Raw genomic sequence first — 21,270 nt, 5'->3', positions numbered from 1 at the left:
TGGTCTTGTTTGTTCTAGTGGCGCAGGTCGGCGAGAAACCGCTGCGCACGCGGATGCTTGGGGTTCTTGAAGAATTCATCAGGCGTTGCGGTCTCGATGATCTGGCCTGCATCGATGAACCAGATGCGGTCGGCGACATCACGGGCGAAACCCATTTCGTGCGTGACGCACATCATGGTCATGCCTTCGGCGGCGAGCGACTTCATGACGTTCAGCACTTCTCCGACCATTTCCGGGTCGAGCGCGCTGGTCGGCTCATCGAACAGCATCACGGGCGGCTCCATGGCGAGCGCGCGAGCGATCGCCACGCGCTGCTGCTGCCCGCCGGACAATTGGCCCGGATAGGAGTTGGCCTTTTCGCGAAGTCCGACACGGTCGAGCAGCTTCAGCGCCTTCTCGTGTGCCTCCGCTGGCGCCACCCCCTTCACCCGGATCGGGGACATCGCGATATTGTCGACCGCGGAAAGGTGCGGGAAGAGATTGAAGCTCTGGAAAACGAAGCCGATGCGGCTGCGCAGGCGGTTGAGGTCCCGCCCGCTCATCTGCGCGTGAACGTCCTGCCCTTCGAAGAAGATCGAACCGCTATTGATCTCCTCGAGCCGGTTCACCGTGCGGATCAAGGTTGACTTCCCCGAGCCTGAGGGACCACAGATGACAACCACCTCGCCCCGCGCCACGGTCGCGTCGATGCCTTTCAAGACGTCATAGTCGCCATAGCTCTTGCGGACATCGGCGAGCCGGATTGCCTGATCCTTTGCAATAGTGGAGGTTGACGCGGTCATGGCTGCTCCGTGGCGTTCGGTGTCAGGGAAATCGGCAACTGCCCACGGCGTTTCGGGGCGATAAGGCCAGCGCGACGGCGTGTAATGCGCCGCTCGACGACATTGGTGAGCCAGGTGAGCGACCAGCAGATCACGTAGTAGGTCAGCGCCAGGATGAGGAAGACCTGGAAGGGCTGCGTGAGGAGCTGGTTGTTGACCTGGCTGGCAGCGAAGGTGAGATCCGGCACGTTGATGACGTAGCCGAGCGTCGTGTCCTTGATGGTTGCGACGAAGGTCGACAGCATGCTCGGGATCATGTTGTAGAGCGCCTGCGGCAGGATCACGTAGCGCATCGCGCTGAAATAGTTGTGACCGAGCGCACGAGCTGCATCCATCTGGCCCTGCCCCAAGGCAACGATGCCTGCCCGGATGATCTCGCTCAGGAACGCGCCCTGGTAGACAACCAGGGTCGTCAGCATGGTGAGGAAGCTCGGCACATCGGCGCCCGTCAGCAGCGGCACGAGGAAGTAGCTCCAGAGCACGAGCATCAGGAGCGGCACGCCGCGCGTCACATAGACGAGTACGGTCACCGGCCAGCGCAGGACCCGGTATTTAGAGAGCCTGGCGAAAGCGAGAAGGATCGCGAACGGAAAGGCAATCGCGATGCTAAGCGCCGAAAGGATCAGCGTATTGGCAAGGCCGCCGAGCGGTCCGTTCGGGTACTGCCCAATAAGGAGCAGCAACCAGTATTGGTCGACGATGGCGATCAGGTCATGGATCATCGTCTCGCTCCATTCGCCGGATCAGCTCGCCAGGTGAGGTAGGCACCAGCGGCCATGATTATCAGGGTGAAGAAGAGATAGAGGACCGTACCGACCAGGTAGATTTCGAAGGTTCGGAAGGAGAGGTTCTCGATCTCCTTGACGGCATGGGTGAGCTCCGGCGCGCCGATCACGATGGCAAGGCTGCTGTTCTTGAAGAGCGAAACGCTGTGATTGACAAGCGCCGGCAAGGCATTGCGAACACCCTGCGGGATCAGCACGAAGCGCATTGCTGAGAGATAGCCATGACCCAGGGCACGTGCCGCCTCCATCTGGCCGGGATTGACCGAGCGCAGGCCGGAGCGCAGATCCTCGCTGAAGTAAGCCGCCTGGCAGAGGCCAAGGCCGACGACGGCGAAGATCATTTCGGCCGAATGCGCAGAGAGCCAGTCAGCCAGCCCGGAGGGCAGGATGGTGTAGATGCCGAAGTACCAGAGCATGAGCTGCACGAGCGTCGGCACATTTCGGTGATAGGAGACGTAAGCTGCGACCACCGCATTGCCGATGCGGCCGGGAGAAAAACGGACGGCGAGCAGGATGACCGCAAGTGTCATCGCCAGGGTCCACGAGCACACGGCGATGATGAAGGTCATCTCGATGCCATGCAGCAGCATGGCCACGTATTCCGGGTTCCCGAGGATCGCGGCGAGTTCGAAGCCCTTCACGACCGTGGTTCCTTCCGCTGCGGTTTGGCCGTCTGCAGTCCACCCATCACCTGAAGCGTCGGGGTGATTTCCATGTGCCCGATGTTGACAGCGACGGGTGCGGCGATCGCAAAGGCGATCGCATCGGCGATGTCGCTCGCCTGCGGCAGTTCGAAACCGTCGATGAAGCGCTCGCGGATGGAAGGATCGTTGCCGTGAACATGGTTGAAGATGTCGGTTGCGACCCGACCCGGGCAGATCTCGGTTACGCGCACGCGCTTGCCGAAGGTGTCGATGCGCAGCTGGTTGGACAGCATGCTGACGCCGGCCTTGGTTGCGTGATAGGTGGAGTTGCCATTGAAGTTGTAGTTGCCGGCAATCGAAGAAATGTTGATGACATGGCCGCGGTCGCGTTCAGCCATGCCAGGCACGATCAGCCGGCAGAGATGGAGGACGGCGCGCAGGTTGACATCGACGAGGAGATCGATGTCGCCATCCTCTGCTTCGAGAAATTTCTTCGGCCGGTCGACGCCGGCATTGTTCACCAGAATGTCGAACTCAACTTCACCGGCAAGCTTCGCCAGTGCGGCACGGTCGGTTACGTCGATTGCGTGAGAAATGCAGCCGGTGCGCTCGGCAAGTGCCTTCAGCGCATCGGCGCTACGGGCAACCGCGTGCACCTCGAGGCTCTCGCGGCGGAGCCGCTCGACGACCGCAGCACCGATCCCGGAGGATGCGCCCGTCACGAGTGCGGTTCTGTAATCGGAAAAGGACATTTTGGTTCCCCTGTTGTTGAAAGAGAGAGTAGCGAAGCTTTCCGGCTCTGAATAAGACCGTTTGAATCTGGATGGATAAGGATGGCTTATGGACTTGCGGCGAGCCCGTTGCTCTGTAACATCCGGGGCGAACAGGCAGGCAGGGCATATGGATATTAGGCGTCTCAAATCCTTCATCGTCATCGTCGACACCGGTAGCATCACGCGGGCAGCCGACGTTCTCCACATCGCCCAACCGGCCCTCAGCCAGCAGCTTGCCGCGCTGGAAGACCATTTCCGCCAGAAGCTTCTGATCCGCAGCCAGCAGGGGGTCTCGATGACCGAGGCCGGCAAGGCCGTTTACCGTCACGCCCAAATCATCCTGCGGCAAATGGACCAGGCACAGGCGGACGTAAAGGCAGCCGGCGATACGCTTGTCGGGCGCGTCTCGGTTGGTCTCGTGCCCTTTTCGAGTGCGGCCACGCTCTCCGTCGAGCTGTTGACAGAAACGCGTAAGCGCCATCCCGGCATCTTACTGCATCTGACCGAAAGTGTGGGTCAGACCTACAGCCAGATGATCATGAATGGCCGGCTGGAAATGGCACTGATCCATGGTACCGGACCCATCAAGGGTGTTCGGTTCGAGCCTGTGTTCGTGGAAGAATTTCACCTTGTGGCGCACCGCGATTTCGGCATCGAACCGGGTGACGCGCCGCTGCCGTTGAGTGCTCTCAACGACGTTCCGCTGCTCCTGCCGCCGCCCTACAATTTCGTGCGCCGGGCGATCGACCTTGCCTTCACGCGCGCCCGCTTCTCGCTGAATGTCGTGGCCGAGGTCGAGATCGTCCGCACACTCGCGCGCGCCGTCAGCGGCGGGGTCGGGGCGACCATCATGCCACGCGCCATAGCTGAACGGATCATTGCAGAGTCGCCGGAACCTCTCGTCTCGCGCATGGTCACGCCGAAGATCGAAGAGACCCTTTCGCTCTGTGTTTCCGATCAGAGCGAACTGTCGGAGCCGGCACTGGCGGTGAGATCTATCCTCATGGAGCTCACCGCCCGCCTCAAGGTTTAACGACTGGTCGCTTAGCGCAGACCGGCGCAGAAATCAGCGATGCGGTCGCAGGCCTCACTCAACTGCTCCATGCTGGTGGCATAGGAAATGCGGAGGAACGGGCTCATGCCGTAGGCAGCCCCCTGCACGGTCGTCACGTGATGTTCGTCGAGCAGCGCCAATACGAAATCCGTGTCGTTCTCGATCCTGCGACCTTTCTTGCTGGTCCGGCCGATGAGCTCGGCAATGTTCGGGAAAACGTAGAATGCACCTTCCGGCTTATGGCAGCGGATCCCTTCGATTGCACTCAGCTGCTCAACCACGAAGTCGCGCCGCTTCCTGTAGATCGCCGCCCGTTCCCTAAGGATGTCCTGCGGACCATCCAGCACGGCGGTAACGGCAGCCTGAGTGATCGTCGACGTACCGCCGCTGTTCTGGCCGTTGACGTTGCTGATCGCCTTGATCAGATCCTTCGGACCGCCGCAGAAACCAAGACGCCAGCCGGTCATCGCATAGGCTTTCGAAGCACCGTTGACCGTCAGCACGCGATCCCTAAGGCGCGGTTCGACTTCCGCAATCGTGCAGAACTCGAAGTCGTCGTAGATCAGGTGTTCGTACATGTCATCGGTCATGATCCAGACATCCGGGTGCCTGAGCATCACCTCGGCAATCTCTTTCATCTCGGCGCGTGAGCAGGCAGCACCGGTCGGGTTGTTCGGGAAGTTCAGAAACAGCCACTTAGTGCCCGGCGTGATCGCGGCTTCGAGGTCTTCGGCCCTGAGTTTGAATCCGTTCTGTTGCGGGCAATCGACCGGAACCGGTACCGCGCCGGCGAATTTCACGATATCCGCATAGCTGATCCATGAGGGCGAAGGGATGACGACCTCGTCGCCGGGATTGCAGGTGGCAAGGACTGCGTTGAAGATGATCTGCTTGCCGCCGCCAGCTACGACGATCTCGGAGGGATCGTAGTCGAGGTTGTTGTCCCGCTTGAACTTGCGGGCGATGGCCTGCCGAAGTGGCGGCGTTCCGTCGAGTGGTGGATACTTCGTGTCGCCTGCAAGAGCTGCGGCATGGGCCGCCTCGACGGCGTTGGTGGGCGTCGGAAAATCCGGCTCGCCGGAGGAGAGGCTGATAACCTTGACGCCGTTTGCCGCAAGGTCGCGGGCGCGCTGGCTCATGGTGGCAGAAGCGGAAACGGAAACGTTCCTCAGGCGGTCGGCAATAGCGGGCATGATCGTTGCTTTCGATAGGGACGGATAAGGTTTTGCAGTGTGCGAGGGCTCAACCCAGAAGCTTGGAGACGGGCGTGACCACGCCGCCAGCCGCCTCGATTTCGCTGCGGACGGTACGGGCAAGTTCGAGCGAACCCGGCGTATCGCTGTGCACGAGGATGGAACGAGCCAGCATGGGGATCTCGGTCCCGTCGATGGCGGTTACGGTCCCCTCGATCAGAAACTGCCGCACCCTTGCGCGTAACCGAGGCTCCTCCTTGACGAGGGCACCGGGCTTGCCACGCGGCACGAGTTTGCCTTCGGCGTCATAGGCGCGGTCCGCAAGGAAGAGGGTCAGCGTCTTGAGCCCGGCATCGAGCGCCGCGCGTTCGATGGTGCTGCCGGACGTGCCAAAGACAATCAATTCGGGATCGACCGCACGGATCGCCGCCATCATCGCAGCCGCCAGGGTCGGGTCGCGATTGACCATGTTGCCCATTGCAGCGTGGAAACTGACATGGGAGACGCGCACATCTTGAGCCCGGGCGATCGCAATCAGCGCGCCGAGTTGATAGAGCATCTGCTGGCGCAGTTCGTCGGGCCCGAAAGGCAGTTCGCGACGGCCGAAACCTTGCCGGTCCGGCAAACCCGGATGCGCACCGACATCAACTCCCCTCGCCCGCGCGAGCCCCACCATCCGGGCCATCGTCTCAGGGTCGCCGGCATGAAAGCCGCAGGCGACGTTGGCAGAGGTCACGACATCCATCATCGCCTCATCATCGCAAAGCGAATAGGGTCCGAAGCCCTCGCCCATGTCGGAATTGAGGTCCACCTTCATGAATGTCTCCTAAGCCATGGCGGCGAGCGCCTTGCTGACGAGGCGCGCGGTATTTCTGATGTCATCGACATAGGCAGCGAGCGCCTTCTCAGCGGCCTTCGCTTCTGCGTGCGTGGCCGGCACGAAGCGCAGCGTCGAACCGATGCGAGCCTGCCCCATCCGCCAGAGATCCGCCTCGATGGCACCGGCGATCTTCGGATAGCCTCCGGCCGTGTTGGCATCGCTCATCTGGACGATCGGTTCGCCTGCAGGCGGCACCTGGATCACACCAGGCACGACGCCGTGCGAACGCATCTCCACCACCTCCACCGGATGGATCGGGTCTCCGCTGAGGCGATAGCCGGTGCGGTCGCTGCGCGCCGAGATCTTCCACGGCTGGCGCCAGAACCGGTCCGCGTCAGCCCCGAAGAGATCGTGTTCGCCGGCCGGCAGTGCGCGAATGAGAAGCGCACCGCCTTCGTCGACAGGAAACACATCCTTTAAGGCAACCGCCGGCGGCACAACGCCGAAACCGCCTTTCGGCAGGACAGCCGGTTCAACCGGACCGGTCGCAATGCCGTCGCCGACGGCAAGGGTCCTGCCGGAAAGGCCGCCGAAGCTTCCACGCAGCGACGTGCTGCGCGATCCCATCACCTGCGCCACATCGATCCCGCCAGCCAGGCTCACATAGGCCCGTGCATCGCGAAGCGGTGGGAAGAGCTCCAGCATCTGACCGGCCTCAGCTTCCGCAGCCCACCAGGGCGGCAGGGCGACACCATCGAGCTTCGCCCGGCAATCGGCACCCGTAAGTGCGAATGCGCCACCTTTGGCAAAACATAGCCGGAAGGGGAAAGTCTGGACCTCGATGACAGCGGCACCCTGCGGATTGCTAAGGAGAATGTTGCCTATCTCGAGTGCCAGGGGATCCATTGCTCCCGATGCCGTGACCCCTATATTCCGATAGCCCGGACGCCCCAGGTCCTGGACGGTGTTCAGCGGGCCGGTTTCGACGATCTCGATCACAACTCGATCCTTTCAGGGCGGAAGCGCACGGTATCGCCAGGGGCCATCAAGGCGGGCGCTGCGGCCAGCGGATCGAACATCTGAAGTTCGGCAAAGCCGATCGAATTCCATCCGTTCGGGCCGGTCAGCACGGCGACACCGGTCTGCATGCCGCCGATCGTGACGCAGCCCCGCGCCATTTTGAGCGAGGGCACGGTCTTTCGCGGCATGTGGATGCGTGGATCGAGCCCGTGCAGATACCCGAAGCCCGGCGCACTGCCGAGGGCGAAGACGCGATAGATGCCTTCGTGATGAATACGCACGACTTCCCGGTCGCTGAGACCGCTGAGGTCACAGAGCGCCGGCAGATCCGTGGCATGTTCGCCGCCATAGGTGACGGAGATCTCAATTTGTCGACCGGCCAGATCGATGCCCTGCGAACGCTGCCATTCGTCCTGCAGTTGCCGGACGACCGCTTGCGCATCGTCCGGGGTCTCCTTCAAGATCACGAGCAGGTTGGTCATGCCAGGAACGATCTCGGCGACGTCGTCGTGCGTCTCTAGCGCGCGGGAGAGCGCCCAGACGCGCCTCTGGTTCGGCAGGTCGAAGGCCCCGGGTGCTTCGAGCAGAAAGGCACGCGTGCCGATGAAGGAGATCTTCGCCAGTTCGTCGGTATTCGGGACGGTTAAGGCAGGCGACGGGAACGGGGCCTGTTGCAGGAGGCTCATTGGGCGTGTTCCATGGTCAAAACGGGGTCTCCGTAGCCGATCAACTCTCCGGCACGGGCATGAACGCCAGCGACGATCGCAGTCGCCGGCGCGATCACCGGGAGCAGGATGGGTCCGACCTCCACGAAACCGGCGATGCCGCCCACCTCAAGCGTGCAGCCCTCACCGGCAAGCGGTGAAGCATCCAAGCTACCGGGATGTCGATCACGAAACACCCCGGCGAGCGGCGCCTTGACGGCCCATCCCTCAGTCACCGGCGAGGTGACACCCTGAGCCTCGTCACGACGCCTCACCGGGTTGGCGTCGGGGGCCAGCACAATCTTCAGGGCGTGGCCGTCCTTCGTGCTGATCTCCAACTCGCTCGCGCCGGAAGCGCCAATCCAGGTGGTCAGAGTGGAGATGAGAGCCGGATCGGAGAAGTCAACGATCCCGGATCTGCCTGACGAGCGGTCACGCCTTGACACCGGCTTCCTCCCTCAAACGTTTTTCAAGATGATGGATATCGACGCAGCCCTGCATGAAGTCAGGATCGGCAAAAATCCTTTCGTGCAGCGGAAGGTTCGTGGAAATGCCCTCGATCCTGGTTTCGGACAGGGCGACCTGCATGCGCCGGATCGCGTCGTCGCGGGTCGGCGCATGGACGATCAGCTTGGCGATCAGGGAATCATAGTACGGGGAAACCCGGTATCCGGCCGAGACATGGGTATCGACGCGAATGCCCGGTCCGCTTGGAAAACGAACCGCTGAAATGCGACCGGGAGCGGCCACGAAAGTGGTCGGGTCCTCTGCATTGATACGGCATTCGAAGGCGTGTCCTTGCGCCTCTCCGCGGAAACGGCGCGTGTCGAGCACGTCGCCCTGGGCCGAACGCAGCTGCTCGTGCACGAGATCGACGCCGGCTGTCGCCTCCGTCACGGGATGTTCGACCTGCAGCCGGGTGTTCATTTCGATGAAGTAGAACTCGCCGTGCTCGTAAAGAAACTCGAAGGTCCCAACCCCACGATAACCGATCTGCCGGCAGGCTTCAGCACAGCGCGCGCCGATCCTCTCTGCGAGTTCCGGTGCGATACCGGGTGCCGGCGCCTCCTCGACGACCTTCTGGTGCCGTCGCTGAACGGAGCAATCGCGATGACCAACCCACACGGCATTGCCGTGATTGTCGCAGAGCACCTGGAATTCGACATGGCGCGGGTGCTCGAGAAACTTTTCCACGTAGAGCTCAGGCTTGCCGAAGGCCCGGCGCGCCTCCTCGCGCGTGATCGCGACCGCATCGGCCATATCGGCGCCATCGCGCACGACGCGCATGCCCCGGCCGCCGCCGCCGCCGGCCGCTTTGACGATGACCGGGTAGCCAATGGCCTCGGCGATGGTGCGCACGGCCCCCACGTCATCAGGTAGAGGTTCGCCCGGTCCCGGCACACAAGGGACGCCGGCCACCATCATCGCGCGCTTGGCGGCGATCTTGTCGCCCATGATGCGGATCGCCGAGGCCGGAGGGCCGACGAAAACCAGCCCGGCCTTTTCGACTGCTTCGGCGAAATCGGCATTCTCCGAGAGAAAACCGTAACCGGGATGGATCGCCTCCGCGCCGGTCACACCCGCCGCAAGGAGGATCGCCGCCTGGTTGAGATAGCTCCTTGTTGGTGCCGACGGTCCGATCGAAAGTGGACCACCTTCGCCCGGTGCTGCCGCGCCAGCCCTATCCGCCTCGGATGCAACACGGATCGCGCGAAGGCCGAGTTCCTTGCAGGCCCGTTCGATCCGCACGGCGATTTCTCCGCGATTGGCGATGAGGACGGACTGGAATGGATGGCCGATTTTCCGGGAGGCCTCGAAAGACGCGTCCATCACCCGATCTCCACGAGCGGGTCGCCGAAGGCGACCTCCTGGCCGTCCTCAAAGAAGATGCGCTTGACGATGCCGCCGAACGGAGCCGATATAGTCGTGAAGACCTTCATCGCCTCCACGATGCAAAGAGCTTGCCCCACTTCTACCGGCTCGCCTGCCGCCACCATTGGAGCGGATCCCGGGCTGGTTGACTGATGTACGATGCCTGAGGTCGAAGCACGAACAAGCTGCGTTTGCGGCTGGTCGTCCAACCTTGGCGACTCGACCGTCGATGGCGTTGCCTGCACTGTGGTTGGGATTTCCAGGTTGGCTACCCGAGCCGGATTGCGAATGACGACAGTCGTGTCCGCATCGCTGACTGTCAGCTCCGAGACACGCGAACGCCCGACAAAGTCGAGAAGCGTCTTGATCTTTTGCAGATCCATTGTTTTCCCCACGGAACGAAGATCACCGGGGTGCGGCCCTGAGAGCCTTGATCCGTCCGGTGCAGTTGGGGAAATCTTACACAGCATCCTGTTTGATGGGGGCAGACAAACTTTGAATAGAGAGACCACCGCTCCGTCTCCCGCTGCTCCACGAGGACTCGAGTTGGTCTCGAAGATCACAGATAATCCGGGCCGCTGTCACAACATCGTCACGAAACACACGAACAACTCGCTGCGTATAGATGGCGGAGGCTCAGATGGACTACTTCAGGCGCTTCACCTTTTTGTTCGCGACACCCGCCTTCGACAGCGAGGACCTGGAGGGGGCCCGCTACCACCAAATCGTCGAGGAGATCGAACGATCCGGTTTCGAGGTGGTGCGCGCGCGCAATCTCGAAGACGCTGAAATCGCCGTCCAGACGGACGCGGCCATCGGCTGCATGATGGTCGATTGGGGCAAGAAGGGTATGGAGGGCAAGACAGCCTCCCTCATCAATCTGATGCGCCGTCGCGGCCTCGAATTCCCCATCATTCTCTTGATCCGCCGCAAGCGCTTCGAGGATGTACCGGTCGAAGTGCTCGACTTCATCGACGGCTATGTCTTCCTGTCCGAGGAGACCCCTGCCTTCATCGCAAAGAACCTCATCAGCCGCCTCAAGCAGTACGCCGAGACGATGAAGACACCTTTCTTTGGCGCGCTGGTGGATTACGCCGAGGAAGGCAACCAGCTCTGGACATGTCCCGGCCATAATGGCGGCGTGTTCTATAGCCGCAGCCCGGTCGGACGCGTGTTTATGGAGCATCTGGGCGAAGCGGTATTCCGCGACGATCTCGACAATTCCGTGCTCGACCTCGGCGATCTCCTGACCCATGAGGGCCCGGCGCTCGCGGCGCAGAAGGAGGCCGCCAAGATTTTTGGCGCGGAGAAGACTTATTTCGTCCTCAACGGCACCTCGACCTCCAACAAGGTCGCGCTCTCCGCGCTCGTCACCGACGGCGACCTGGTTCTGTTCGACCGCAACAACCACAAGGCAGCGCATCACGGCGCGCTGATGATCTCCGGCGGTATCCCGGTCTATGTGCCGACCGCGCGAAACGCCCATGGCCTCATAGGGCCCATGGACATTGGCTCTCTGAACGAGGAGACGCTGCGGCAGCGCATCCGCACCCACCCATTGGTCAAAGACCCCAACGCCTGGCAAAAGCCGCGCCCGTTTCGGGTGGCGGTGGTGGAACAGTGCACCTATGACGGCACGATCCACAATGCGGAGATGATCCTGAAGGCCATCGGGCATCTGTGCGACTACATCCTGTTCGATGAGGCCTGGGCGGGCTTCATGAAGTTTCATCCGCTCTATGCCGGACGTTTTGCCATGGGCCTTGCAGAACTCGGACCCGAAGCGCCGGGCATCATCGCCACGCAATCCACGCACAAGCAGCTTGCGAGCTTTTCACAGGCTTCGCAGATCCACATGAAGGATCGGCACATCACCGGCCAGAAGCGGCGGGTCGAACACCGGCGCTTCAATGAGAGCTTCATGCAGCACGCGTCGACATCGCCCTTCTATCCGCTCTTCGCCTCCCTGGACGTCGGTGCGCAGATGATGAAGGGCCGCTCTGGCGAAGTGCTGTGGGACGATACGATCCGCCTCGGCATCGAACTGCGCAAGAAGATACGGGCTGTTCGTCGGGAGTTCGAGGAGAAGGAGCGTCGGCCCGAGCGCCGCTGGTTTTTCGAGCCCTTCGTGCCGGACCGTGTGGCGATGCCGGATGTGGCAAGCCCTGGAGCGGTGCACGACGTGCCCTGGGAGAGTGTTGCCACCGATCAGCTCGCCACAAACCCGGCCTTCTGGCACCTCGCCCCAGGTGCTGCGTGGCACGGCTTTTCCGATATGGCCCCGGGCTTCGCAATGACCGATCCCAACAAACTCACGCTGCTCACGCCCGGATTCGACAGGGCGACCGGCGCATATACCGAGCACGGCATTCCGGCGCCGATTGTCGCGCAATACTTGCGTGAAAACCGGATCGTCGCGGAAAAGAACGACCTGAATTCCCTGCTGTTCCTGCTCACGCCCGGCGTCGAGGCAAGCAAGGCGGGCACGTTGATCAGCGGCCTCGTCGCCTTCAAGAGGCTTCATGACGACAATGCGCCCCTGGAAGAGGCAATCCCGGAATTCTATCGCCGCCGACCCGGTCGTTACGCTGGCGTGCGGTTGCGCGACCTGTGCGGCGACATGCATCGCTTCTTCCGCGACGCCAATGTCAGCGCGCTGCAGGCGAAGCAATTTTCCGAACCGCACCTGCCTGATATTGCCCTTTCGCCCCACGACGCGGCGCGCTGCCTCGTGCGCAACGATGTAGACTATCTTCCGATCGACGCCATCGCCGGGCGGATCGCAACGACGCCTTTCGTCGTCTATCCGCCGGGGATCGCCACCATCGTGCCGGGCGAGCGGTTGACCGAGCGAGCGCAGCCGATGATCGACTATCTCAAGATGTTCGAAGCCTGTTTCAACACGTTTCCCGGCTTTGACGTTGAGATCCAAGGTCTCTACCGTGAAACGGACGCATCGGGCCGCGTACGACTTCATACCTACGTCGTCGCCGAATAGGATTTAGGAAATTCGGATCCCTCATGCAGCAGGACAAGTCAATTGTCATTCGCCCGTCGCGGGACGGCGACGTGGACGCGATGCTGGCGATCTATCGCCGCCACATTCGCCGCGGCATCGAGGAGGGTGTGGACGAGGGCGACACGCCGCAGCCGGACGATCTGCGCGAGCGGCGGAAGAACTTGAAGAGCCGCCGCTTCCCGCACCTTGTCGCGATCAAGGAGGGCGCAGTGGTCGGCTACGCCTATGTCGTACTGTTTCGCAAGCGACCTGCCTACCGCTATACCGTCAAGCACTCGATCTATGTTCATCACGAGCATCTGGGCCAGGGCATCGGAGGTCTGCTGATGCGCGGCCTGATCGACGCTTGTGCGGCAGCCGGCTTCCGGCAGATGATCGGCTATATCGATGCCGAGAATGTTGCCTCGCTGTCGCTGCACGAACGGTTCAACTTCGTTCGCGTTGGCCTCCTGCAGGGGGTAGCCTATCGCTACGGGCGCTGGGCGGACAGCGTCATGGTCCAACGCTCGCTCGGCACCGGCGCGACGACACCACCGCCTCCCCCGCCCCTCTCCACCCGTTGACGATCGAAGTTCGAAAACCCGGTGGGCTGCGCCCGCTTGAGCCCCCGCCGAGAGGCGGCCGCGACTCCCCGACCTTCATTCAGCACTCGATCTCTGACGCCGGCTAAAAGCCTTTGCGTAAACTGAGGGTGTCTTTCCGACATAACCAGAGAACGCACTTGAAAACGCGGAGATTGAACCGAAAGCAGTCTCCTTTATGGAACGACCCTCCTTGCGCAGAAGCTCCAGCGCCCGGTTCATCCGCTGTCCACAGGTGTACTCCCGCCAGCTTTGGCCAAGCTAGGCCTCTAGATGACGACGCAACGTCCGTTCCGACATGCCGGCGTACTCTGCCACCTCAGGCAAAGTAACCCTCGTGCGTGACCAGCCTCCGGAAGAGATGGCACTTCATGGTGCGTTGTAACGGATCCAGAAATCGAGAGGGCCGCACAGCCGGGTCATGCGCGGAGCCGCCCAAACAAGCCTGACTACCAGATGGGTGTTTCCCGATCGCCAGGCCGCATTTCTCAAAACCTTCGCGTGCGCAAGCTGGTTGGGCCATAGCGGTGCTCGAGGAGGCCGCCCCATGGTCCCGCCGTTCTGTCGCTCAGAGCATGATATCACCCTCGCCCTCCGGACCTGGTTCGACGAGTTCGATCAGCACATTGTCCGGCCCCTTCAGATAGATAACCCGCCGCCCGGCCCAAGGGCCCTTCGCCACGACCTGTGGCAGGCCGAAGGCGGTCCAGCCATAGGGCGCCGCCATGCGCAGTATGGCATCGATGTCCCGCACCATGAGACCGATGTGCGATGCCCCGCTGTCGCACGCCTGGAAGGTGAGCGCCTTTCGCCCATGCGCTGTCTTGTACTCCAGAAGTTCGACGACATGCGGGCCCTTTGCCAGCATGGCGAGCTCAATGGACCCATCACGAACTCCTGTCACGTCACGAACGAAATCACGGTCCTCCAATAAATCCCTTCCGATGAGCTCAAAGCCGAGAATGTTGATCCAGAAGTTCAGCGACGTTTTTAGGGACGAGACGGTGACGCCGATATGATGGATCGCTATGCCTGATACGTCCTCAGGCATGGCCTCTGTCCTCCCGAAACAGATACAGCGCCTGTTGAATGGGCCGATCGGAGAAGGAGAAGAGCACACTGTCCTCGTCGCTCTCATGCCGCACTTCGTGCCACGAGGGCACGACGAAGATGTCGCGCTTGCCCCATTCGATCACGGTATCGCCGATATGCGATCGCCCGCGCCCTTCGATCGGTACGAAAACGGTGGCATCGGTCGAGCGGTAACGGGCGGTGGTAAACCCCTTTGGCAAGAGCTGGATGAAGGTGCCGATGGTCGCCATGGCGTGGTTGCCGGTGATCGGATTGGTGTAGCGCATCTTCAGTCCGTGACACGGATCCCAGGCATCGTGTCGGCGCATGCGTTCCAGTGCGTCGCGTGTGCGCTCGTAAGGGTAGTTGAAGACGGGGGACGTGCCTCCACCAACGCCATGGTCGACTGGCAGGAGGTTGGCACCGTAGCGGGCGTCGCTGTCGCCGATCGGGCGGTCGAGCGGCTGCTCGTCCCGGTCGAGATGTTCCGCGAACGAGGCGTCGAGGAACTGGACGATGGGGATGTCGAGCCCGTCGAGCCAGAAGATCGGCTCCGAGCTCTGGTTGCCGTGATCGTGCCAGGCCATCGGCGGGGTGATGATGAAATCGCCCTCGTGCATGATAGTCTTTTCGCCGTTGACCGTGGTATGAGCGCCGCTGCCTTCCAACACGAAGCGGAGCGCGCTTTGCGTATGGCGGTGGGCCGGGGCGACCTCGCCGGGAAGAACCAGCTGCACCCCGGCATAGAGGTCGGTGGTGATCTTCGATTGTCCGCGCAGGCCGGGATTTTCGAGCACGAGGACGCGCCGCTCGGCCTCTTTGGCGGTGATCAGCACGCCCGCTTCCAGGATCGCCTCGCGGATCGTCGGAAAGCTCCAATGCGCCGGGCGGCAGTGGCTGCGTGGCGTCGGTGTGACGAGATCGGCCAGCGACGTCCACAACGGCGTCATGTTGCTACGGCCAATCCGGTCGTAGAAGTCCTGACGCAGGGCCTCCGTCGAGGCGGTCGCGCGATGATCAGCCGACATTGACGCCTCCTGTCGCGATGGATTCGACCACAGCCTTGCCGCGAAGACGGATGGGAGCGGTTTCCTTGAGAAGCAGGATGACGACGATGCCGAGGCCGAGCGCATAGAGCGGGACCGCCGCGGCATGCTCGATGCCGTAATGTTTTGCGATGGTGCCGGCGATGGCGGGCGCAAAGCCGCCGCCGAAGATTTCACCGATGCCGATGACCATCCCGGAGCCCGTGGCCATCAGTCGAGCGGGCACGGATTCGGCCGTGATCGGACCGACCGTCAGCGTGAGGAGCGCATAAAGGCTGCCCATCGCCACCATCATGCAGAGGAAGAGGACGGTGACGTTCGCGCCTGCTCCGCCGAAAATCCAGAAGGCGCCGAAGGCCAGCACGGCCGACAGGAGCATGACGGGCTTGCGACCGACCCGATCGGACAGCGCTGGCAGCAGCAACGCGCCGATTGCCCCGCCAAAACCCATGGAGGAGAGGATGAAACCCATCTGGTCCATGTTGAGGTGCAGATGGTCGACAAGGTAGCTCGGAAACAGCGCCGCGACGACGATGATGCAGGTCAGCCAGAACAGCTGGCAGAGAATGGCGAGCGGCACGTTCCTGTAGGCGAAAACCTCGTACCAACGGTGCGTTCCGGCATCATGCGTCGTACTATGGGTCGCGATTTCCGAAGGCGCCGGCTGCTCCAGGGTCCGGTGCAGGAGATAGGCGACGATCAGCCCCGGAATAGCGACCATCAGGAAGATCCAAGGCCAATCGACGACCTTGAGCAACTGCGTCACCGCGAGCGGCGCGAGGCCGAGGCCGAGCAATGCCGGCATGGTCTGCTGGATGCCGACGTTCAGCCCATGGCGTTTCGGCGGCGAGGCATCCATCGTCGCGATGATGCTGGCCGGCGTGAACGCGCCTTCTGCCAGACCCATCAAGACGCGGGCAAGCACAAGCGAGGCGAGGCCCGTCGCAAGACCGCTGAAGCCTGCGATCAACGAGAAGATGAAGAGCGCCGGCACCATGATCTTCTTGAAACCGAAGCGATCGGAGAGGTTACCGGTGAAGAGCGAGGACAGACCCCAGGCCACCGCGAGCGCCCCGGTGATGATGCCAAGATCCTGGTAATCGAGGCCGAGATCGCGGCCGAGAACCGGCATCATCGGCACGATAATGAACCGGTCGACACCGACGAGACCGAGGCCGAGCGACAACAGCGTCACCGCCTTCCACTCGTAGCCCTTCGGCCGCCCGGATCGGTCGACCGTATCGTTTGCATTCGTTACGACGGGTATCATTCTGCGTCCTCCTGGTTGGCTGGCAAAGCGCGTTCGAAAGCGGCCAGCAAGAGCGCCGCATCCGCGATGCGTTTGACTGTGGGAAAGGGAGAGAGGTCCAAGGCGTAGGTCTTCGCGTTGATGATCTGCGGCACGAGGCAGACATCGGCGATCGAGACTGTGTCGCCATGGCAGAACCGTCCGGTATGGCGGCTCTTCGAAAGCAGGGCCTCGAGCGCTTGAAACCCTTCGCAGATCCAATGGTTGTACCAACGGGCGACGGCCTCGTCCGGCTGACCGAGCGGCCCGCGCAAGTAGTTCAGCACCCGCAGATTGTCGATCGGATGCACATCACAGGCGATGATCTGCGAGAGCGAGCGCACGCGAGCACGGCCAGCGGCATCTTCGGGCAGCAGCGGCGGATCGCGCCGCGTCTCGTCCAGATACTCGATGATCGCCAGCGACTGCGTAAAGAGCTGGCCGTCGATCTCCGCCGCCGGAACCAGACCCTGCGGATTGATGTGCCGGTAGTCCGGTAGATTCTGCTCACCGCGCCTCAGGTGATGGGACACGGTCCGGTAGGCCAACCCCTTGAGGTTGAGCGCGATGCGCACCCGGAACGAAGCCGAGGAGCGGTAGTAGCCGTGGAGGGTAATGGGCTCGCTCATGTGATCGACACCCGAAGCGGCGGCAGCCCATTGATGCGGGCGTCGAGCCTGTCGCCGCTCACCACGGCACCGACGCCCTCGGGCGTGCCGGTATAGACGAGGTCGCCGGGGGCGAGGTTCATGTAGCGCGACAGCCAGTGGATGATCTCGTCGACCGACCAGATCAGCTTGGAGAGCCTGCTTTCCTGCCGGCGCTCGCCGTTGACGTCGAGCGTCACCGTCGCCTCCGCAACCGCATCCCACCTAGTAACGGGGACGATTTCGCCGATCGGTGCGGAGCGATCGAAGGCCTTGCCCATATCCCAGGGCCGGCCTTTTTCGCGGGCGGCGATCTGCACGTCGCGGCGCGTCATGTCGAGGCCGACGGCGTAACCGAAGATATGTGACGCAGCGGCCTCAATCGGAATGTCAGCGCCTGACTTGCCGATGGCGACCACGAGTTCCACTTCGTAGTGGTAGTTGCCGGTCATCCGCGGATAGGGAATGCGCGCACCGTCCAGCTCCACCGTGTCGGCAGGCTTCAAGAAGAAGAACGGCTCCTCGCGGTCGACTGCAAAACCCATTTCCCGCGCATGGGCCTCGTAGTTCCGGCCGACGCAATAGATGCGCCGGACCGGAAAGGTGCCCCCGCCGACGATCGGGACGGCCGGAACGGCCGGGGGCTGGAAGACATGGCTGTTTGTCATGACACTCTCCGTCGAGATCGGGGTCTCACCAGGCCGTGAGACCGCCATCCACCTTGATGTCCGTGCCGGTGACCCAGCTCGCCTCATCGGAGACGAGGTAAACGATGGCCCAGGCAACATCCTCGGGCTTGCCGTGGCGGCCGATCATCGTGTTGGCTTTCATCGAGTCCTCGAAGCCCGGAAGGTTGTCGAAGGCGAACTGGGCGGCGGGCGTGTGGATGATGCCGGGCGAGACCGAGTTGGCGCGGATGCCGTGCGGCGCGCCCTCATAGGCCATCTGGCGGGTCATCGAGAGCACGCCGCCCTTGCCGGTGGAATGGGCGATGGCGCCCATGTTGCGGGTCGCGCCCCAGGCGGAGATCGAAGCGAAGTTGACGATGCTGCCGCCGCCGCGCTTGATCATGTGCGGCCAGGCGGCGCGTACGGGCAGAAACACGATGTCGAGTTCGCCCTTCAACGTCTTGTGCCACTGCGCCAGCGTCATCTCGGGCACGGATGCGAACTCGACGAATCCCGCCGCCGTCACCAGCGTGTCGATGCCGCCGTATTTTTGCGCGACATAGTCCATGAGTGCCGCCGCGCCCGCTTCGCTGGTGAGGTCATAGGAGACGGCGTCGATCTCGAAACCGTCGGCCTTCGCGGTAGCGACGGTGCCGGCCAGCGCCTCCTGATTGACGTCGACGCCGACGACGGTCGCGCCTTCCCTGGCGAACAGCAGCGCTGTCCCCTGGCCGATGCCGCTGGCAGCACCCGTGACAATTGCGACTTTTCCCTTGAGACGATTGGCCATGTCTTGCTCCCTTATTGGTTGGTGATGGGGTCCCTGCCCCGTTTTCGGGCGCAGGCATTCGCCGCCGCCGCTTTTGCGGCGGGATCGGTTGTTGCGAAAATCGTTCGGTATTCGCCCGTGCCGGTCAGGCCGCGGCGGGCTGTCCGGCCTTATCCGTCAGGAAATCGAGGAGAAGATCACCTACGATGTCCGGCCGTTCGATGTTGGCGCAATGGCCGCAACCCGGAATGACGGCAACCTTGCTGTCGGCAATGCGCTTTGCAACGTCAGTGGCGTAACCGGGCAGACGCAGCTTGTCTTCGGCGCCGGCGATCAGCAGCGTCGGGACGCCGATCGCTTCGTAGTTGGTCGCGTCCGCCTGGCCAAACTCCCTGCGCTCCAGCGCATTTGGCGACCGGAAGCGGGCGGCGGCCACCGCCTCCCAGGCACCCGGCGCCATGCTCAGGGCATGGCGCCGGCGCACATAATCCTCGTCGGCGTGCCAGACACTGCCCTCGAACAGCGACTGTAGGATGCCTGCCATACCGTCCAGGCTGCCGTCGTAATCCGTGAGACGTTTGCGTGCCGCATTCTCCGGCATCCAGCCGCCGCCGCTGATTGCAACAAGCCGGTCGATGGCAAAGCCGGGATGCCGTTCCGCCGCGATCTGCAACAGGAAGGTCGCGCCCATGGAATTGCCGACGAACGAGGCGCGGCCGATCGCCAGCACCGCCAGGAAGCGCGCCATATGCGCGATCATGCGCGCCCGCTTGCCCTCGAAATCATGGAGCTTCGCCGACTTTCCGAAACCCAGCCAATCCGGGGCGATCACCCGGTAGCGTTCCGCAAGCCTCGGGATCAGATACTCCCAACTCAGCTCTGCGCAGCCGCCGAACTCGCCGCTGTGCAGCAGCACGATGACCGGCCCCTCGCCGGCCTCCAGGTAATGCGTGCGGACCCCGTCGACATCGACAATACGGCTGCGATAGGCCTTTTCGACCGGCGGAACTTTTTCGGCGGCGTTCACGGCCGCGCCTCCGGCAAGGGGCGCAGGCGGCGCAGGCGCGCCGTCGCGTCCGGGTGCATCATGTCGGGCACCCACTGCGCCCGGCCGTTCAGCGCGCAGTCCACGCTGTCGACCTCCGGCAGCGCACCGACCGCCTTTTCGACCATGGCGATGATGTTGGCCGCCTGCCAGCAGACGGGGCTTGTCAGCCGGAGCGTCACCCGCACCGCGCCGCCATCGATATCGATTGCCTCGATCATGCCCATTTCACGAAGGGTGATCGGCGCGCCTGTCGCGATCGAGCACGGGTCGACGACCCTTTCGAGGGCGCCATAGATTGCTGCCTCGTCAAGCATGGGTCGGCTCCTTCATGGTCGAGAAGGGTGCTGCCACGCCGGCACGCCGGCGCTTGGCGAATTCGTCGTCCTTCGTCGCGGCAATGCGCGATTCCAGGTCGAGGCCGGTCATGCGGGCGTAGTTGTCGAAGAGGATCTTCTTCTTCGCCGCCCGGTCGATCTGCGGCAGGCCCGCGCCGGAGACGAGTTCGTCCGGGAAGGCGAACTTGTGCACGAAGGCTTCCAGAAGAGGCTGCGGATGGAAGGCCATCGCGCCCGTTCCCCATAAAATTCGGTCGATCGCGTTCGGTCCGCCGGGGCCGACGAGCGACGCCATGATGTGCTGGAAGGCGGCGGGCCGGGTCGCGGCGAGCGCGCAGGTGATTTCAAAATTTACGTAGACATTGGGGAAGCGCGCGAGTTGCCAGGCGGTTTCCTCCGCAAAAGCCATGCCGCCGTGGATGATCTCGAAATTGAGGTCCGGGAAGGCCATGCAGGCGCGGTCGATGTCACTGACACGATAATGGTCGATGGCGACCGGGCCGAGCGGCAGCGCCTTGTGGATCGCCACCACCTTGATGCCGAGTTCCTGGGCACGCTGGAACAGCGGGAAGGCCACCTCCGGATCGTCCATCTTCCAGCCCTGGATTTCCTGTCCGACCCAGCTGTTGGGATAGAGTTTCAGGCCGACGGGTTTCAGGATCTCGACCTGACGTTCGAGTTCGTCGAGCGCGGCGGCACCCATCAGTGGATCGACGCCGCAATAGGTGATCATCCGGTTCGGCCACCGCTCCTTCGCCTCGACGGCCTTTTCGAAACTACAGAGGCCATCGTGGAAGGAGTAGATCGGCAGGGCGTGGTAAACTGCCAGATCGGTGTCGCTCTCGACGAAAACCTGATCGACCGTCTCCTCAATACTCCAGTCCCGGTAGAATTGTTTCCGCGTCGGTGCATAACCGGGAAGCGCGGATGCGATGACCGAGTCATAGACAAGATCGCACAAAGGTTTTGCGAAGCGATTGGCGAAATTTTTCTCATCCATATTGTAGGCATGGATGACAGCGTCTATCACGTTCAGACCGTCTATCATTGGGATCCTCCCATCTCAATTTTTGCGTTGCTTGAAGTCTTCTTGAAATTGCGATCTTCGTCCA

At 62.5% G+C, this 21,270-nt stretch carries 23 protein-coding genes; 3 read left to right on the top strand and 20 right to left on the bottom strand.

Features of this window, described 5'->3' with window-relative positions:
• Nucleotides 1–14 precede the first annotated feature (14 nt).
• The 4 genes from AC070A_RS26475 to AC070A_RS26460 are packed head-to-tail and all read right to left on the bottom strand — an operon-like array spanning nt 15 to nt 3,002.
• Nucleotides 15–782: an amino acid ABC transporter ATP-binding protein gene (locus AC070A_RS26475; protein WP_218373769.1), complete on the bottom strand. Its 768-nt coding sequence runs from the start codon at nt 780–782 to the stop codon at nt 15–17.
• Nucleotides 779–1,543 carry an amino acid ABC transporter permease gene (locus AC070A_RS26470; protein WP_492383993.1) on the bottom strand — a complete coding sequence of 255 codons (765 nt, stop codon included), beginning with the start codon at nt 1,541–1,543 and terminating at the stop codon, nt 779–781. Before AC070A_RS26470 ends, AC070A_RS26475 begins: the two co-directional genes overlap by 4 nt.
• Nucleotides 1,540–2,247 (bottom strand): amino acid ABC transporter permease, encoded by a 708-nt coding sequence (locus AC070A_RS26465; RefSeq protein WP_093233868.1) that lies wholly within the window; start codon nt 2,245–2,247, stop codon nt 1,540–1,542. The genes AC070A_RS26470 and AC070A_RS26465 overlap by 4 nt, the downstream gene beginning before the upstream one ends.
• Entirely contained in the window at nt 2,244–3,002 is a 759-nt protein-coding gene (locus AC070A_RS26460; protein WP_218373766.1) for an SDR family oxidoreductase, read from the bottom strand. The genes AC070A_RS26465 and AC070A_RS26460 overlap by 4 nt, the downstream gene beginning before the upstream one ends.
• Before the next feature lie 148 nt (nt 3,003–3,150).
• Here AC070A_RS26460 and nac point away from each other — a divergent pair, with 148 nt between their 5' ends.
• Entirely contained in the window at nt 3,151–4,056 is a 906-nt protein-coding gene (gene nac / locus AC070A_RS26455; RefSeq protein ID WP_093233866.1) for a nitrogen assimilation transcriptional regulator NAC, read from the top strand.
• A gap of 11 nt (nt 4,057–4,067) precedes the next feature.
• Here nac and AC070A_RS26450 read toward each other — a convergent pair whose 3' ends face one another.
• The 7 genes from AC070A_RS26450 to AC070A_RS26420 are packed head-to-tail and all read right to left on the bottom strand — an operon-like array spanning nt 4,068 to nt 10,069.
• On the bottom strand, nt 4,068–5,270 hold the full coding sequence (locus AC070A_RS26450; protein WP_218373761.1) for a pyridoxal phosphate-dependent aminotransferase: 1,203 nt from the start codon (nt 5,268–5,270) through the stop codon (nt 4,068–4,070).
• 49 nt (nt 5,271–5,319) lie between these two features.
• Nucleotides 5,320–6,087: a LamB/YcsF family protein gene (locus AC070A_RS26445; RefSeq protein WP_218373760.1), complete on the bottom strand. Its 768-nt coding sequence runs from the start codon at nt 6,085–6,087 to the stop codon at nt 5,320–5,322.
• Nucleotides 6,088–6,096: 9 nt separating this feature from the next.
• Entirely contained in the window at nt 6,097–7,089 is a 993-nt protein-coding gene (locus tag AC070A_RS26440; protein ID WP_218373753.1) for a 5-oxoprolinase subunit C family protein, read from the bottom strand.
• Nucleotides 7,086–7,796 (bottom strand): 5-oxoprolinase subunit PxpB, encoded by a 711-nt coding sequence (gene pxpB, locus AC070A_RS26435; RefSeq protein ID WP_218373751.1) that lies wholly within the window; start codon nt 7,794–7,796, stop codon nt 7,086–7,088. Before pxpB ends, AC070A_RS26440 begins: the two co-directional genes overlap by 4 nt.
• The gene (locus AC070A_RS26430) at nt 7,793–8,260 is read right to left on the bottom strand and encodes a biotin/lipoyl attachment domain-containing protein (RefSeq protein ID WP_218373750.1); all 468 of its coding nucleotides are present in this window, start codon (nt 8,258–8,260) and stop codon (nt 7,793–7,795) included. Before AC070A_RS26430 ends, pxpB begins: the two co-directional genes overlap by 4 nt.
• Nucleotides 8,247–9,644: an acetyl-CoA carboxylase biotin carboxylase subunit gene (locus AC070A_RS26425; protein ID WP_492383994.1), complete on the bottom strand. Its 1,398-nt coding sequence runs from the start codon at nt 9,642–9,644 to the stop codon at nt 8,247–8,249. Before AC070A_RS26425 ends, AC070A_RS26430 begins: the two co-directional genes overlap by 14 nt.
• Nucleotides 9,644–10,069 carry an acetyl-CoA carboxylase biotin carboxyl carrier protein gene (locus AC070A_RS26420; protein WP_112947754.1) on the bottom strand — a complete coding sequence of 142 codons (426 nt, stop codon included), beginning with the start codon at nt 10,067–10,069 and terminating at the stop codon, nt 9,644–9,646. Before AC070A_RS26420 ends, AC070A_RS26425 begins: the two co-directional genes overlap by 1 nt.
• A 257-nt stretch (nt 10,070–10,326) precedes the next feature.
• On the opposite strand from AC070A_RS26420, the gene AC070A_RS26415 reads away from it, so the two are divergent.
• On the top strand, nt 10,327–12,684 hold the full coding sequence (locus AC070A_RS26415) for an Orn/Lys/Arg family decarboxylase (RefSeq protein ID WP_218373748.1): 2,358 nt from the start codon (nt 10,327–10,329) through the stop codon (nt 12,682–12,684).
• Nucleotides 12,685–12,707: 23 nt separating this feature from the next.
• Nucleotides 12,708–13,268, top strand: a complete 561-nt coding sequence (locus tag AC070A_RS26410; RefSeq protein WP_113131832.1) for a GNAT family N-acetyltransferase — start codon at nt 12,708–12,710, stop codon at nt 13,266–13,268.
• Nucleotides 13,269–13,854: 586 nt separating this feature from the next.
• Here AC070A_RS26410 and AC070A_RS26405 read toward each other — a convergent pair.
• From AC070A_RS26405 to AC070A_RS26365, 9 genes are all read right to left on the bottom strand, one after another.
• Nucleotides 13,855–14,337 (bottom strand): VOC family protein, encoded by a 483-nt coding sequence (locus AC070A_RS26405; RefSeq protein WP_492383995.1) that lies wholly within the window; start codon nt 14,335–14,337, stop codon nt 13,855–13,857.
• Nucleotides 14,330–15,385: a gentisate 1,2-dioxygenase gene (gtdA, locus tag AC070A_RS26400; RefSeq protein ID WP_112947749.1), complete on the bottom strand. Its 1,056-nt coding sequence runs from the start codon at nt 15,383–15,385 to the stop codon at nt 14,330–14,332. Before gtdA ends, AC070A_RS26405 begins: the two co-directional genes overlap by 8 nt.
• Nucleotides 15,375–16,673: an MFS transporter gene (locus tag AC070A_RS26395; protein ID WP_492383996.1), complete on the bottom strand. Its 1,299-nt coding sequence runs from the start codon at nt 16,671–16,673 to the stop codon at nt 15,375–15,377. The genes gtdA and AC070A_RS26395 overlap by 11 nt, the downstream gene beginning before the upstream one ends.
• A complete protein-coding gene (gene maiA, locus AC070A_RS26390) occupies nt 16,670–17,320 on the bottom strand; it encodes a maleylacetoacetate isomerase (RefSeq protein WP_492383997.1) in 651 nt (216 codons plus the stop codon). The genes AC070A_RS26395 and maiA overlap by 4 nt, the downstream gene beginning before the upstream one ends.
• Complete coding sequence (locus tag AC070A_RS26385) at nt 17,317–18,006, bottom strand: fumarylacetoacetate hydrolase family protein (RefSeq protein ID WP_492383998.1); 690 nt, start codon at nt 18,004–18,006, stop codon at nt 17,317–17,319. The genes maiA and AC070A_RS26385 overlap by 4 nt, the downstream gene beginning before the upstream one ends.
• Before the next feature lie 25 nt (nt 18,007–18,031).
• Complete coding sequence (locus AC070A_RS26380) at nt 18,032–18,796, bottom strand: SDR family NAD(P)-dependent oxidoreductase (RefSeq protein ID WP_112947747.1); 765 nt, start codon at nt 18,794–18,796, stop codon at nt 18,032–18,034.
• 124 nt (nt 18,797–18,920) lie between these two features.
• A complete protein-coding gene (locus AC070A_RS26375) occupies nt 18,921–19,802 on the bottom strand; it encodes an alpha/beta fold hydrolase (protein WP_492383999.1) in 882 nt (293 codons plus the stop codon).
• On the bottom strand, nt 19,799–20,137 hold the full coding sequence (locus tag AC070A_RS26370) for a metal-sulfur cluster assembly factor (RefSeq protein WP_218373740.1): 339 nt from the start codon (nt 20,135–20,137) through the stop codon (nt 19,799–19,801). Before AC070A_RS26370 ends, AC070A_RS26375 begins: the two co-directional genes overlap by 4 nt.
• On the bottom strand, nt 20,130–21,206 hold the full coding sequence (locus AC070A_RS26365; protein WP_492384000.1) for an amidohydrolase family protein: 1,077 nt from the start codon (nt 21,204–21,206) through the stop codon (nt 20,130–20,132). Before AC070A_RS26365 ends, AC070A_RS26370 begins: the two co-directional genes overlap by 8 nt.
• Between the last annotated feature and the right edge of the window lie 64 nt (nt 21,207–21,270).

The sequence above is a fragment of the Ensifer sp. GW101-20A05 genome (assembly GCF_059424735.1).
The sequence above is the reverse complement of the archived record's forward strand: the minus strand, read 5'-3'. Positions and strand labels throughout refer to the sequence as shown.